Source organism: Bacteroidia bacterium (assembly GCA_016218155.1).
In the GTDB taxonomy this organism is placed as follows: domain Bacteria; phylum Bacteroidota; class Bacteroidia; order Bacteroidales; family GWA2-32-17; genus GWA2-32-17.
The window spans coordinates 1-14,224 of the sequence record JACREQ010000035.1 but is presented as its reverse complement, the minus strand read 5'-3'; the positions used below and the strand labels follow the sequence as shown (position 1 = coordinate 14,224).

At 31.6% G+C, this 14,224-nt stretch carries 17 protein-coding genes; all 17 read left to right on the top strand.

The annotated features are described in order from the left end of the window. Window positions 1-11 precede the first annotated feature (11 nt). The 17 genes from HY951_06415 (at window position 12) to HY951_06335 (ending at window position 14,178) form a co-directional block, all read left to right on the top strand. The gene (locus tag HY951_06415) at window positions 12-236 is read left to right on the top strand and encodes a hypothetical protein (protein MBI5539674.1); all 225 of its coding nucleotides are present in this window, start codon (window positions 12-14) and stop codon (window positions 234-236) included. Next, entirely contained in the window at window positions 233-1,201 is a 969-nt protein-coding gene (locus HY951_06410; protein MBI5539673.1) for a hypothetical protein, read from the top strand. The genes HY951_06415 and HY951_06410 overlap by 4 nt, the downstream gene beginning before the upstream one ends. A 10-nt stretch (window positions 1,202-1,211) precedes the next feature. Then, entirely contained in the window at window positions 1,212-1,685 is a 474-nt protein-coding gene (locus tag HY951_06405) for a hypothetical protein (protein MBI5539672.1), read from the top strand. A gap of 149 nt (window positions 1,686-1,834) precedes the next feature. Next, a complete protein-coding gene (locus HY951_06400) occupies window positions 1,835-2,056 on the top strand; it encodes a hypothetical protein (protein ID MBI5539671.1) in 222 nt (73 codons plus the stop codon). After that, on the top strand, window positions 2,040-2,576 hold the full coding sequence (locus tag HY951_06395) for a hypothetical protein (GenBank protein ID MBI5539670.1): 537 nt from the start codon (window positions 2,040-2,042) through the stop codon (window positions 2,574-2,576). Before HY951_06400 ends, HY951_06395 begins: the two co-directional genes overlap by 17 nt. Before the next feature lie 86 nt (window positions 2,577-2,662). Next, window positions 2,663-4,729, top strand: a complete 2,067-nt coding sequence (locus HY951_06390; protein ID MBI5539669.1) for a T9SS type A sorting domain-containing protein — start codon at window positions 2,663-2,665, stop codon at window positions 4,727-4,729. A 41-nt stretch (window positions 4,730-4,770) separates the two neighbouring features. After that, window positions 4,771-6,288, top strand: coding sequence for a hypothetical protein (locus HY951_06385; GenBank protein MBI5539668.1), 1,518 nt, complete (start codon window positions 4,771-4,773; stop codon window positions 6,286-6,288). Window positions 6,289-6,342: 54 nt separating this feature from the next. Next, entirely contained in the window at window positions 6,343-6,660 is a 318-nt protein-coding gene (locus HY951_06380) for a hypothetical protein (GenBank protein ID MBI5539667.1), read from the top strand. A gap of 99 nt (window positions 6,661-6,759) precedes the next feature. Continuing rightward, window positions 6,760-7,230 (top strand): hypothetical protein, encoded by a 471-nt coding sequence (locus tag HY951_06375; GenBank protein MBI5539666.1) that lies wholly within the window; start codon window positions 6,760-6,762, stop codon window positions 7,228-7,230. Window positions 7,231-7,293: 63 nt separating this feature from the next. Next, window positions 7,294-7,872 carry a sigma-70 family RNA polymerase sigma factor gene (locus tag HY951_06370; GenBank protein ID MBI5539665.1) on the top strand — a complete coding sequence of 193 codons (579 nt, stop codon included), beginning with the start codon at window positions 7,294-7,296 and terminating at the stop codon, window positions 7,870-7,872. Further along, the gene (locus tag HY951_06365) at window positions 7,865-8,608 is read left to right on the top strand and encodes a tetratricopeptide repeat protein (protein ID MBI5539664.1); all 744 of its coding nucleotides are present in this window, start codon (window positions 7,865-7,867) and stop codon (window positions 8,606-8,608) included. Before HY951_06370 ends, HY951_06365 begins: the two co-directional genes overlap by 8 nt. Window positions 8,609-8,731: 123 nt before the next feature. Further along, entirely contained in the window at window positions 8,732-9,067 is a 336-nt protein-coding gene (locus tag HY951_06360) for an HNH endonuclease (GenBank protein MBI5539663.1), read from the top strand. Between the two features lie 32 nt (window positions 9,068-9,099). After that, window positions 9,100-9,891 carry a LytTR family transcriptional regulator gene (locus HY951_06355; protein ID MBI5539662.1) on the top strand — a complete coding sequence of 264 codons (792 nt, stop codon included), beginning with the start codon at window positions 9,100-9,102 and terminating at the stop codon, window positions 9,889-9,891. Next, a complete protein-coding gene (locus HY951_06350; protein MBI5539661.1) occupies window positions 9,888-10,292 on the top strand; it encodes a type II secretion system protein in 405 nt (134 codons plus the stop codon). Before HY951_06355 ends, HY951_06350 begins: the two co-directional genes overlap by 4 nt. Then, complete coding sequence (locus tag HY951_06345) at window positions 10,292-10,825, top strand: hypothetical protein (GenBank protein ID MBI5539660.1); 534 nt, start codon at window positions 10,292-10,294, stop codon at window positions 10,823-10,825. Before HY951_06350 ends, HY951_06345 begins: the two co-directional genes overlap by 1 nt. Beyond that, window positions 10,818-12,257, top strand: a complete 1,440-nt coding sequence (locus HY951_06340) for a type II/IV secretion system protein (GenBank protein ID MBI5539659.1) — start codon at window positions 10,818-10,820, stop codon at window positions 12,255-12,257. The genes HY951_06345 and HY951_06340 overlap by 8 nt, the downstream gene beginning before the upstream one ends. Window positions 12,258-12,267: 10 nt before the next feature. Beyond that, window positions 12,268-14,178: a general secretion pathway protein GspD gene (locus HY951_06335; GenBank protein MBI5539658.1), complete on the top strand. Its 1,911-nt coding sequence runs from the start codon at window positions 12,268-12,270 to the stop codon at window positions 14,176-14,178. Window positions 14,179-14,224: the final 46 nt, after the last annotated feature.

Here is a 14,224-nt window from a genome sequence, read left to right as displayed (position 1 = left end):
TATCGAAGAAAATGATAAACCTTAATTACACATGGATTAGTATTAATTGTCCGAAATGCTCATATGAATTCGACATTCAGTTAATTGATGCAAAGTCTGAGAAAAATGTATATTGTCACAATTGTAAGTTAACAATCCGGTTGCAGGATAGTGAAGCATCCGTACATACTGGAATAGATTCTGTAAACAATGCTATGAAAGAAGTAGAAAATATTTTTAAAAACTTTGGAAAATAATGTATAACAATCACAATTTACGTACAGATTTACAGGAATGGAAAAGCAGACTTAGTAGATCAACACATAGCCAATTTGGTAATCAATTAAAATTTATATTAACAAGTATAAATAAAAATAAGCAATTGTCAGGTCTTTTAAATGAAGCATGTATAAGTCATCCATATAACGATGCTGTTCTTAACAAATTAATAGAGCGCGAGGACTATTACAGAATGCAAATGGAGTTTAATAGTGACGTACATCAAGCAGCTTTTTGTTATCAATATTTGACTTATTATATTAAAACTTATACAGATGGAAAATATAACATAAATCATTATAGTTCTTTTCAACGTGGCGATGCTCATGAAACAATTCAAAATATTATAGATGAATACATAACCCCTATTTTTAATTATTTTCATGATAGGTTAGATAAATCCAATTCAACAATTTATTTGCTTGAAAAATATAAGAGACGTACAGAGTGGTTTACTAAAGAAACGTTGTTAAATCAGTACAAAGATGCTACAAAGAACTATGAGGGTGTTTTTGAAGATGATTTACGACTGTTTTTATTCGATCAAGGTATTGATTTTCCATTTTCAACACCAAAATCATCAACAGGAAAACGAGCAGATATTGTTGGTGCAATTGATACCGACGATCCGATAATTATTGAGGTAAAAATAATTGATAAAGTAAAAAAATACGGTAAAAACCGAATCAAGGATGGTTACAAACAAATATTAAAATATACCAGCGATTATAACAAAGATGTAGGTTATTTGGTAATTTTTAATATTGATAATGCAGAACTGAATTTTAAATTATCTGACTCCAGTAAGGTTTTTCCACCAATGATGGTTATAAATAATAAAACATTGTTCTTTGTTACGATTAATCTTTATTCGGATGAAAAAGCCAGTGAACCGGGCAAAGTTTCTGTTATAGATATTTCAGAGGAAGATTTAATAAATTAATATTTTAATTATGGCTAAAATAATAATTATAAGAGGCACACAACAATCTGGCAAAACAACAACTGCAGGTTTAGTTTATCGAGAGTTGTTGCAGTATTGTAACAAAGAACATAAATTTAATGGTTCTACTGTAAATACAGATAGTTTAATCATTAAAAATGATACGGTAATAGATTTTAAAGCAGAGTTGACTTGTAATAACAAAAAAATTGGCATTCTAAGTGCTGGAGATATTGCAAATGATGTCCGAGATAATCTGAATATTTTTATAAACATTAAGATTGATGTAATAATCTGCTGTGCTCGAAGTGTAAATAGAATCGGATCAACTTATAGAATGATCATGGATGATTTTTCTAAGAAGAATGAAATTGCTTTAGAAATTTTTACAGAATACAGTAATGTTAAGTCTGAAAAGTTTACAATAAAGAATGGCATTGTTAATACTATATTGAAAAAGATTCTGGAAATAACAAGTAAATAAAACGTATGAAAGCAACTATTTTTAAAGTTACTAAGATTTTAGAAATTGAAAAAGGAAATAAGGAAAAGGATTTTCCCAATACTCAGCTTAGTTTGTAACTAAGCAGCAACATAATTAATTAAGAAACTCAGAATAAATTAATCTTGGAGTTGAAGATGAATAAAAAAGAACTATTAGAATCTTTTAAGCAAAAAAAAGAGATTACCATTACAGATGTTATTCAAACGAATAATCGCATGATGGATAAATGTAGCACAAGTACAATAACAATAAAGGTACTTGGGAAGTCTAAAATTTATCGGCCAAAATTTACAGTTAAACAAATCAATCAGGCATGGGCAAATATCAATAAAAATGCAAAGGAATTATAGTAAAATATATAGTAAGATTGTTGAAAACGATGATGATTTTGTTGGAGTTGTTGCGTATGCATTATACAAGCAGAATAAAATTCAGTTTATCGAAAATTTTAAAAAAGATAACAATAGACATCCTACTGACACAGAACTAGCAGGTTTTCACCAAAGCTGTTATCCTGCAATTAAGCAATATAAAGCACATGCTACCCAAAAAGTTCAACAATATGGAACTGAATTAACAGAAAGACAAGTAACAAAGATACAACAGGATTATGCTACTGCACTTGAAGGCTTATTGCAAGGCAGTGTTTCAAGCGAAGAAGTTGTAGAAATTATTCGTAAAAATAAATCATCATTTTGGAGAGGTGTAATGCAAAGTCTGATTGCTTCATTTTTAATAATGTTAATTACAATAATCATCTTGTTCTTTTATGCTTCAAACAAGATTACTCCGCTTGAAGATTCTCTTAATAAATATACAAATACAATAAAAGATTCGGTTGTGGTTCAACCTAAACTGATAGTACTTTAGAAAAGTAAAAAAGATTTTAAATATTAAACATCGAATAAGAAAAAACAAATCACATTAAAATAATATTCTAAATAAACATCACGCATATGAAAACTATTTCACTAACAACGATCATTATTTTTTTTAGCTTGAGCCTTTTCAGCCAAGCCATAACATGGGACTGGACGCATACATTGAGTTCTACTCACGAGAATTTTTCACAAAAGATACTTCTCGATAATAATCAAAACATGTATGTTTTAGGTTGTTTTAAAGATACACTGGCTTTTGAATCTGACTCCATTTTCTCTTCTGGTGTATTTTCCTTCTTCCTTGTTAAATTTGACAATACTGGAAATTATCAATGGGTCAGAGATTTTACAGTGGGCTTTTATATGTACAGTGATATGATGCTCGATAGCGATGGAAATATCTATTTGGGTTTATCGTATAGTGGTGGGCTTACAATGTTTGATGGTTATACAACTAATAATCCGGGTTTTATTGCAAAATTTAATCCACAAGGAAATCTTATCTGGTCAAACGAAATTGCAAACTCTTCAAATTCTGGAATCCTTATTAAATCGCTTGAATATGGTCCTAATGGTGAGATTTTGGTTGGTGGTACTTTTTCCAACGATATGGCAATTGATACAATATCAAGAACAGGTAGTGCAGGAATGATTAATAGTTATGTATTAGTAATGGATACAGCCGGAAATGCAACAAAGTGCACAATTGTGTCGGTTGACGATGAAATGGCTGGTGTTGGTGGACTTGTTGAAATTGCTACAGATCTAAATGGTTGGACTATTTTACTACATAATACAGGAAATTATGATTTAGGGAATGGTGTTTTCGTTCCCTCTTGTTATGGAATGACCATTGCTCGTTTTAACACATTAGGTTTATGTCAGTGGGCTGTTTCTTCTCAGGAATGGGTAGATATTTCAGACTTTTATTGTGACAATCAAAACATCTATATTACCGGAGTGTATTCATCTACACTGACAGTAGACACTTGTGCAATAAGCAATGTTGGGGGAAATACAGGTATGTTTGTTCTGAAAATGAATCAGGACGGTCATACGCTATGGATAAAAGGCTATAATGATGAAGATACAGATACCGAAATGGGAGTTTGCATTGCAGCCGATTTTAACAAAAATATATATATTATGGCTGGATTTAATGGAACCTCTGTTTTGGGAAATGATACACTAACTGCGAACGGTTATACTGTTGCCGATGGTGCATGGGATGATGTAATATTGTGCAAGATGGACAGCATGGGTAATCCTGTATGGGCAGAAAATGGTGGAGATATAGCTAACAGAAATATGGGAAGTATTTATACCAGTATTGAAGGAGACGTTTATTTTGTAGGCTATACATTAACATCTAACTTTAAATCTATTGATGTTAAAAATTCGTTTTTAGCCCGTATTGACAATACAAATCCTCCGGGTTCAGCAGGTATCATTACACCTTTCTCTGTTTGTGAAAACTCAACTGGCGTTGAGTTTACATTACCTGAAGTAATTAATGCCGATACTTATAATTGGACATTGCCAGCTGGTATGTCGGGTACAAGTAATACGAATACTATTTTAGTCGACATTGCACAAGGTGCTTCCTCTGGGACCATTTCAGTTTACGCAATAAATAGCAATGGAGTTGGTGAATCTTCTGATGTTTTAATAACAGTAAATTCAGTTCCAAATACACCGGTTATATCTTTTAACAATGATACATTATACTCTGATGCTTCTTCCGGTAATCAATGGTATAATTCTTCAGGAATAATTGCCGGTGCAACCGATACAATTTATATCCCTGCCGTATCCGACACTTATTATTGTATTGTTACTGAAACTGGTTGTTCAAGCATTCCATCTAATTCGATTTATGTGGATGTGTTATCAGTTAATGACATGCAAAATGTTAAAGTTGCTGTTTATCCAAACCCTTGTAATGGAATGCTTCGTATTACAGGAAACCAGATTTCAAGTATTGAAATTACAGACATTATGGGTAATATGGTTATAAAGGTGGATAACATTAATACCAATGATTACAGTTTAAATCTCGAAAATTTATCGTCTGGAATATACAATGTTAATGTATTTGATTATTTTGGGAAGAATTTTATTAAATTTGTCATGACAGAATAATAATTTTAAATTATTAACAAATTACAGTATATATTTAATCTATGAAATCAATTTCATTTATAGCGATCTTAATTCTTTTTGCATATGAATTTGGTTATACTCAACAATTACCAAAAGTTGAAGTAAGTAAACCATATCCGGTAATAGAATCAAAAAAAGTGCAATATTTTTTACAAAATGAAAATTTAATTGCAGTTAAAGATAATAATATTCAGAGCTTTGATGTTAACCAACTTTCCCTTATTAATTCTTTCGAATATTCAATACCTGAAGGTGCTGATAAAGAATACATTGGGAAAATTGGAAATAAAGATTATTTGTTTTATTCTATAAGTGATGTAAAATTAAATACAACAAAGTTGTTTTATAAGGAGTTAAGCACAGATGAGACTAAGGCAAAATTAGAAGGAAAGCTATTATTAACGGTTAATGCGAAAATAAATAAATCTGTATTTGGTCCTTATTACAGTGAACAAGCTGTTAAAAATTTCTCATTTAATTTTTCATTTAATTCTACAAAACTTTTGATTATATATAAAATCGAATCATTAGAAAAGGACAAAAGTAAATTTAATGAATTAATAGGTTTTTATGTTTTTAATTCAGATTTAAATTTAGAAAGAGGTAAAGAAATAAAAATGCCCTATACTAGGAACCTGATGACAAATTATGATTATACTATAGATGAAAAAGGAAACATTTATATAATATCAAGGGTTTTTAATAGTAACACAGGATATTATATGACAAAGGATGGAAAACCAAATATTCATATTGAAATTTTAAAATTAGCTTCAAATACAGATTCTATAACAACTATTCCTGTTTTAGCTGATGAAAAATTCATAAATGATCTTTCTTTTTATCAGGTGTCATCAGACTTTGTAATTTGTGCAGGCTATACATACAAAGGTAAAAAACTTCAGGATCGTGATAAATTTATAGTATTTAAAATAGAACATGATGGAAGTTTTTCAGATAAAAAATTTTACGAGTTTCCGCCCGAATTTAATGATATTATTGTACGTAATATTTCAGTAAATTCAGATAAGAATATTTTCCTAATAGGCGAATCATACAATGTAAACGATAAAAAAGTTAAAAGTGCAGGAACAATACATGAGTCATATGCAGAAAGCTTATTTGGTGATATGTCTTATGCTAAAATAAATAATGAGGGTTCTTTAGAATTTATAAAAAGGTTACCAAAAAATCAATCAGGTTTTGAAAAGCCTGGTGGAATGTCGTTTAAATGTATAGAAAATGAACAATACCGCCTTTTCTTATTTTTAGACAAGAAAGATAATTTGACAATTCCCCTTGATGTACAACCAAAAGAATATTCCGAAGGTAATTCAGGATATTTAATGGCATATAAAATTCATAATAACGATGGTAAAATAGATAAAACTCCTATTTTCTCAACAGAAAATATTCAAAATAATTTAAATATAGAAAAATTGATAGTTAAAAATATAATTCCAATATCTCAAAACGCTTTTATTTTAGAAGCAAATATCTCTAAAAAGGAAAATGTACTAATTAAAGTTATTTTTTAAAAAAAAGTTAATATTAGAATTTTCTTACTCACATTTAACAAAATATAAAACACAATGAATAATTCTTCATTTTCTCTTTTGTCAAGAAATCAGGATATAAAAATCGACACTAATCTTATAACCGCAAACTTTGATGGGTTAAAATCATTTCTAAACATTGTTATTTCTTTTGTTTACAATAGACCTTCAAAAGAAATTGTGTTTGATGTTGTTTCGATTTCAGCTAAACTGAAATTTCAGAATCCTGACATGTTTCTTTCTGAAACAGTCCTTTTTGCAGGTTATTCTATAAAAGAAGATGAAACCAAAGAAAGTGATAGCTTTAATTTTATACTTGATGATAAAGCTATTAGTGTAATTGAAAAATACTGAAAAGATGATGTTAATTTCATCATTGATTTTACAGTTCTTACAATTATTAAAACAGAAATAAATTTTCCAGATGGAAGAAGAATAAATAGTGCAGAAGGTATGCGTAAAGAAACGGTTAACTTGTATTTTTCAATTCCAAAATCCCATTGGGTTGAGAAAATCCTTCCGAATCTGGGCTATCAAAGTTTAAAACTTATTGAAATTCCTCTTACTCATAAGACTTTAAAAGAAGCCTATGGCGATATTATTTTCGAGTTTAATAAAGCAGAGGGATATTTTAATCAGAAAGATTACAATAAATGCGTTGCCCATTGCAGATGTACCTTAGATGCACTGACCCGGAACTTAATAAAAATTAGAAAACAAGAGGCTTCGGAAACTGCATTTAAATGGTTAAAAAGTATCGATACCGCAACTTATAAGTGGATAGATGAATTAAATAAGGCTAATACAGCATTGTCCGGTAAAACACACCATGCCGGGCAAAAGAGAGATTTTTCAAGACAAGAAGCGGAATCAATATATTTAGTAATTCTTGGATTATTGAATTTTATCGCTCACATTAAATAAATAATTTACATTGTTAAATTGTTAGATGGTAACTCTTGCTTACCTTTATACAAAATTTACTATGTGAAAATAAGACTTCCCTATTCTGATGAACAGATTATTGAAGGAATTAAGGCACGAAACAGACATGTAATAAGGTTCCTATATTCTGAATATTGGGAAAAAGTAATTCGCCATGTGACCATTAATTCTGGAAGTGTAATTGAGGCGGAAGATATTTTTCAGGAAACCATTGTAAAAGCATATACGGAGATTCAGAAACCGGATTTCTTGTTATCGTGTTCATTCGACGCATATTTCATGAGCATTTGCAAAAATAATTGGATTTATGCAGTAAAAATGAAGAATAAACGGATTTTTATCGATTTCTTTACAGAAGAATACGAAGACACTAATCTTTTACGTGAATATAATTTAGAACGGTTGCACAAACTTATGTGGACTCAATATGAGCAGCTTAAAGCTGATTGTCAGGAAGTGTTGGACATGTATTATTTGCAGGAAAAAGGGATGAACGAAATTGCTCACCGGATGGAGTATAGAAACAACCAGATTGCCATGAACAAAAAGTTCAGGTGTCTGGAATATTTAAGAGGATTATTAAGAAATCATCCGGCCTATAATAACTTGGTAAATGAATAAATCAGATCGCACCATATTAATTGAAAGATACCTTGACGGAGAGTTGCAGGGCGATGACTTAATTAATTTTGAATTACAGCTTAAAACAGATAAAGAACTGGCGCAGGACTGTTTTTTGCAAAAAGAAATCAGGGCTGCTTTTTCCAATCGAGATGTTTATGAATTACGGAATCAATTAAGTGAAATCTCCAAAGAGTTTAAAAAAGAAAAACAGATTAAAAGATTCAAAAAGTGGGTCTTTCTTTATGCTGCCTGTGCGATTTTAGTAATAGCAGTAATTTCTACCATTTGCATTTTTAATAAATCCAATACAAACGATGAACTTTATGCTACTTATTTTGAGCGTTATGATGCCGGAACAATTACGAGAGGAGCTCAGAAAACCAATACCGATATTTATACTCAGGCGTTAAGGGCATACGACCTCGAAAAATATTATGAAGCAATTGAATTATTCAAACTTATACCTGATACCTCAGATTTCTATACTAATAAAGAATATTTTACAGGACTTTCTTACATGAGTTTACAGGGATTTAATGATGCGATAAAACATTTTGAGAATGTAATTTCTGACAATCAAAGTATTTTCCATGAAAATGCTGTCTGGTATTCCGGTTTGTGTTACCTTAAATTGAATCAGACCCAAAAAGCAATCATTCATTTCAGGAAATTATTAAATAAAGATTGCTACTTAAACAAACGAGCTTCCGAAATATTAGAAAAACTGGAATAATTTAATTTTCTATATTGCTCATTTTCAACACAATCTGAAAATAGTTTAAAAATTTCTTCTTTTTTACTGGTTAGGTTTTTGATTTTCGTACTCTATAGGGTATAGAATCAAACTAACCGAATTATGAGAAATAAAACTGTTTTAAACGAATCCTTTGGTAAATCCATCATTGATGCTGTATGGGAAAAAGCAACAGCAGTACCGGGTTACGATCCTAATGTGTATAGAAAAGACCGTTGCGGGGCATGGATAAAAAAAGAGATGCACGGCAATAATAGCCCATTGTCAATGGGATGGGAAATCGATCATATTCAGCCAAAAAGTAAAGGAGGGAAAGATGATTTATCAAATTTGCAGCCCTTACAGTGGGAAAATAATAAAGGAAAATCAGACGATTATCCCCAATGGCTTTGTACGGTAACAGCAGATGGAGCCTTGAAAAATAAGTATATAAAATAACGCTTGCCTTCCTTTTGAAGTAAATTAAAAAGATGAATGATATTTCTAAAATCAGCAAGTGGATAAAACCTCATATTCCACCAGTTACAATTGATAATGTTAACAGGCTATGCTCAACTCAGGAAATAGAATGTCTTTGTGCTTATCTGGTAGATAGCGAAAACAAGCTACAGTCTAAAATATTTTCAAAAAAGTGCAAAATAAGAAGTGATCAGGAAATTATTACACCTCACATGATTAAGGGTTTTGATTACGAGATTTCAAAAAAGATTAGCCATTGCAAACAATGTAAATACTCAAGAAATCCGAACCTTGTTTCTGTACAACAACTGAGTTCCGGGTTCATCTTATTTTTAATTGTCAGTTCAGAAAACACATATTTTATAAATGATAATTGCTCTTTTGTCAGAGATTTTAATCTTTCCATTGAACAATTGGTCAATTATTACAAGATGGAATATCTTGATTCAAGAATCAACAAACTCGGAGGTTTATATAATTCAGGACCACGAATAGGCATAAGCGATAAGAATGGCACATTTTTTTGTTATGTCTCAGAGATCCTTTATTGTGGGGCGGATGGAAGCTATACTACTTTATTTCTACGGAATGGATCGAGTAAATTTTTAGTAAAGCCTTTATATAAAGTGGAAAAAATTCTGATGGAACATGATTGTTTTATTAAAATTCACAGGTCAACAATAGTGAACAAAAATTATATAGATAAAATTAAAAATCACACAGTACACATGGAGAATGATTTGCTGCTTGAAATTTCCATACGAAGGAAACCTAAAATAATGAAACAACTTAACATTATATGAAACAAAAACATCTGCTAAAAGCCTTTTCGTTAACCGAACTATTGGTTGCACTTGTAATTATGGGAATACTGATTCTTCTGGCATTACCTGAACTCATGCCATTAATAACAAAGGCAAAAAGTACCGAAGCTCAGGTTCAGTTAAACCATTTATATACCCTTGAGAAAAGCTATTTCTATCAAAACTCCAAATACTCACAACTCATAGACGATGTTGGTTTTGAGCAGTCAAAACTGGTTACTGAAAACGGCAAAGCAAACTACAAAATTGAAGTGGTGGAAGCCAGTACCAATAGTTTTAAAGCAACGGCAACAGCAGTGGTAGATTTTGATGGAGACGGGGTATTTAATGTCTGGGAAATAGACCAGAACCAAAACCTTAAAGAAACCACCAAAGACTGATGTTCTGGACTATTCATATAATATTATTTGCATTGTTATTAATAACGGCATATCAGGATTTCAGATGGCGGGGAATTCATTGGCTTATAATCCCTTTTTTAGCAAGTTCATTTCTTTTATTTTCAGTACAGGAGAAAACATTATTGGAAGTGTTATATAATGCAGGAATAAACTTCTGCTTTGTTTTATTACAATTTCTTTTGGTTTCAGTATGGTTCTCTGTTAAATCCCATAAACCTGTAAATATTTTAAATAAATATATTGGATTAGGCGACTGGCTCTTCTTTGTTTGCCTGTGTTTGGCTTTTTCACCCATTAACTTTATTTTGTTTCTGGTTTCAGCATTAATTATCAGTCTGTTTATTCATTTAGCCACATTGTTATTGTTGAATAAAAAGGAAAAAACAATACCTCTGGCAGGTTTAGTTGCCATATTGTTTATAGTGGTTCTTATTATTGAATTTTCTTTTTGTCCGGGAAAACTACAAAACGATACTTATGTTGCGAACTTAATAGGAATATACTATGTCTGAGAACGACCACATAACCCTGAGTACGGATTTATTGCAACTGGTTTCGGCAGATCAGGCATGGCATTATGGTATTTTACCCAAAGCTGCCAACAACGGAAATCTTGAATTCTACATTGATGTAATAAAGTGCAATGAAAATATAAAAGATGAACTGGAAGTTCTTTTCGGAAAGATAATAACATTAGAAAAAACGTCCTCACCGGTTATTCAGAAATCATTAAGCCTTTATTACCGAAAAGGGAAGGGAAAAACAAGTGAAGAAACGCTTTCTGTGAATGGCAGGTTAAGTGACGATTTCCTATTCCGACTTATTTCGGAAGCAAATTCTATAAACAGTTCCGATATTCACATTGAGACCTATGAAGAAAATTGTCGTATCCGTTTACGAATTGATGGTAAACTGGTAGAAAGATATGTGATTAAAAAAGACGAGTATCCTTCTCTGGTTAACAAAATAAAAATCAAGTCAAACCTTGACATTGCTGAAAAAAGACTGCCACAGGACGGTAGGATATTTTTCAATACAGGAAAAGATAAATTTGATATACGAGTTTCAGTCCTGCCTTCTCTATACGGAGAAAAGATTGTTTTAAGGCTTTTAAGTAAAGATTCGACCAACGTTGATATTACATCGCTTGGTTTTAATGCACACCAATTAGAGGATTATTACGAGGGTATTAAAAAGCCTCATGGAATAATCCTTATTAGCGGGCCTACCGGAAGCGGTAAAACAACCACCTTATACGCTACCCTGAAAATCCTTAACAAAGAGAATGTAAACATACTTACAATAGAAGACCCTATAGAATATACCCTTGAAGGAGTAAATCAGGTACAGTTAAAAGAAAGTATCGGTCTTACCTTTGCCAGTGCTTTGCGAACCTTTTTACGACAAGACCCTGACATAATCATGTTGGGAGAAATCAGGGATAATGAAACCGCACAAATGGCAATCAGGGCAGCATTGACAGGACACCTTGTTTTATCAACCATTCACACCAATTCAGCATGGGGAACCATTTCAAGGCTCATTGATATGGAGGTTCCTTCGTTCTTACTGGCAAATACCCTGAGTCTTTCTGTAGCACAACGTTTGGTTAGGATTTTATGCCCTCACTGTAAAACGAAAATTCCGTATGACAGTGCTCTGTTACCAAAGAATTTTGTTTTACCAAACAAGATTGATTCATTATTTACGGCAACCGGATGTGAAAAATGTTATTATACAGGTTATCGTGGACGTAGAGCGGTTTATGAGGTAATTACCATAGATTATAATTTATCAGAAAAGATAAAAGCCGGAGATATGAATGTAGGTTCACTGCTCAAAGAAAAGGGAATATTGCGACTATCTGATAGTGCTTTCAGCCTGCTTGAACAGGGTCTAACAACATCCGAAGAGGTGTATCCAATCCTTATGACTACGATATAAAGAAAATAGAATGAAAAAAATCAAAGGAACTTTGTTAAAAATACTATGGTTTATTTTTCTTTCGGGGATTATAAGCTCTGCTTGGTCGCAAACAGACCGGTTTAAAGAAATCGAAAAAAAACTAACAACACTTTCTGTTACAATGCCTGCAATGGAAGAATCGGTGGATGTGTCTGTAAGTGGAGTATCTATACAAGAGTTTCTACGAGCTGTTGCCAATAATGCAAAAATCAATATTTCTGTTGACCCGACTTTGAATATCAATATTGTAAATAATTTTTCAAATGTAAGAGTTATAGATATGTTAATGTTCATGGCTAAAGAATTTGACCTTGAAATAAACGTAATCGGAACAATTATTACGGTCTCAAAATATCAGGCTCCAAAAGAAGAAGTGAAAATTATTCCTAAAAAACTCAACATTAAATACATTTCGGCAAACGATCAGCTTTCAGTTGATTTAACAAAAGATACACTTGTACAAGTCGCAAAAGAAATAACCAGACAGTCCGGCAAGAATATAATTCTTGCATCTTCGCTTAACGGAATATTAATTAATGGTTTTGTTCAGGATAAACCTTTCGATCAGGTAATGGAAATGCTGGCATATTCAAATGATTTAAGCCTGACAAAGAATTCTGATGGTTTTTATATTTTGGATAAAAAGGAAATTCAGAAGATTGATAACAAATCAACTGGGGATGTAAAGAAAAATAGAAAATCTACTGATGCCAGTATATTAACTCAGATATTTTCTTTGGATAGCATTAATATTTCAGTAGTAAATGCACCGATTATTGATTTAATTAAAGAAGTTTCAGACAAACTGCATATAAATTATTCCATCGTTTCCCCGATTGACGGAACGGTAGATATGGCTATTACAGGGATGAACTATGATGAGTTTCTGAATAATGTGCTGAATGGGACGGAATTTACCTATCGAAAAAATGGCAATATCTATGTCTTGGGTGAACAGAAAGTAATGGTTCTGAAAGAATCGGAAGTTATTCAATTGCAATACAGAACCGTTGACAAAATCATGGAGATAATTCCAGCTGATGTTAAAAAAGATGTGGAGATTAAAGAGTTTCCAGAACTAAACAGTCTTCTGGTAACCGGAATAAGTCCCAAAGTGCAGCTTGTTAAAGCTTTTATCCGAAGCATTGACAAGGTGGTTCCTGTAGTTTTAATCGAAGTAATGATTGTGGATGTAACCAAGAAACATATAACAGCCACTGGAATTTCTACAGGTATAGCTGATAATTCACAAGTGAAAACCGCAGGAAGTATTTTTCCGGGAATAGACATGACTTTCAGTACAAGTACAATTAATAATCTTATAAATTCATTTAACGGATTTGGTTGGTTTAATCTTGGTCATGTTACACCTAATTTTTATTTAAGTATTAAGGCTCTTGAAGATAATGGAGTTTTGCACCTACGGTCAACACCCAAAATGTCTACACTTAATGGTCACGAAGCAACATTAAGTATCGGAAAAACGGAATATTACATGGAAGAACAAAATAATGTAGTAGGAACACAAAACCCTCAAAATATTACTACACGAACTTATAAATCAATCAATGCTGATTTATCTATAACAATAAAACCAATTGTTTCTGGTGATAATCAGGTAACACTTGAAATTAAAGTTAAACAATCAGATTTTACTGCAAGAATTTCCCCAAGCGCACCTCCTGGTTCTGTAACAAGAAATTTTGAATCATTAATTCGAATAAAAAACGAAGAAATGGTTTTGTTGGGTGGACTTGAAGAAAATGGAAGTAGTGATTCAGGAACAGGTGTTCCATTACTTTCAAGAATACCAATAATAAAATGGGTTTTTAGTAGTAGAACTAAGGAGAAAAAAGTAAGTAAACTCAATATTTTTATTAAACCTACAGTGATTTATTAATGCTTCAAAAGCTAAAAAAAATAGAGCTATTAAAAGGCAATTCTGT

Coding starts and splice junctions, on each gene's coding strand:
- HY951_06415 (MBI5539674.1), top strand. CDS start 12: ATGATAAACCTTAATTACACATGGATTAGTATTAATTGTCCGAAATGC.
- HY951_06405 (MBI5539672.1), top strand. CDS start 1,212: ATGGCTAAAATAATAATTATAAGAGGCACACAACAATCTGGCAAAACA.
- HY951_06395 (MBI5539670.1), top strand. CDS start 2,040: ATGCAAAGGAATTATAGTAAAATATATAGTAAGATTGTTGAAAACGAT.
- HY951_06390 (MBI5539669.1), top strand. CDS start 2,663: ATGAAAACTATTTCACTAACAACGATCATTATTTTTTTTAGCTTGAGC.
- HY951_06385 (MBI5539668.1), top strand. CDS start 4,771: ATGAAATCAATTTCATTTATAGCGATCTTAATTCTTTTTGCATATGAA.
- HY951_06380 (MBI5539667.1), top strand. CDS start 6,343: ATGAATAATTCTTCATTTTCTCTTTTGTCAAGAAATCAGGATATAAAA.
- HY951_06375 (MBI5539666.1), top strand. CDS start 6,760: ATGCGTAAAGAAACGGTTAACTTGTATTTTTCAATTCCAAAATCCCAT.
- HY951_06365 (MBI5539664.1), top strand. CDS start 7,865: ATGAATAAATCAGATCGCACCATATTAATTGAAAGATACCTTGACGGA.
- HY951_06360 (MBI5539663.1), top strand. CDS start 8,732: ATGAGAAATAAAACTGTTTTAAACGAATCCTTTGGTAAATCCATCATT.
- HY951_06355 (MBI5539662.1), top strand. CDS start 9,100: ATGAATGATATTTCTAAAATCAGCAAGTGGATAAAACCTCATATTCCA.
- HY951_06350 (MBI5539661.1), top strand. CDS start 9,888: ATGAAACAAAAACATCTGCTAAAAGCCTTTTCGTTAACCGAACTATTG.
- HY951_06345 (MBI5539660.1), top strand. CDS start 10,292: ATGTTCTGGACTATTCATATAATATTATTTGCATTGTTATTAATAACG.
- HY951_06340 (MBI5539659.1), top strand. CDS start 10,818: ATGTCTGAGAACGACCACATAACCCTGAGTACGGATTTATTGCAACTG.
- HY951_06335 (MBI5539658.1), top strand. CDS start 12,268: ATGAAAAAAATCAAAGGAACTTTGTTAAAAATACTATGGTTTATTTTT.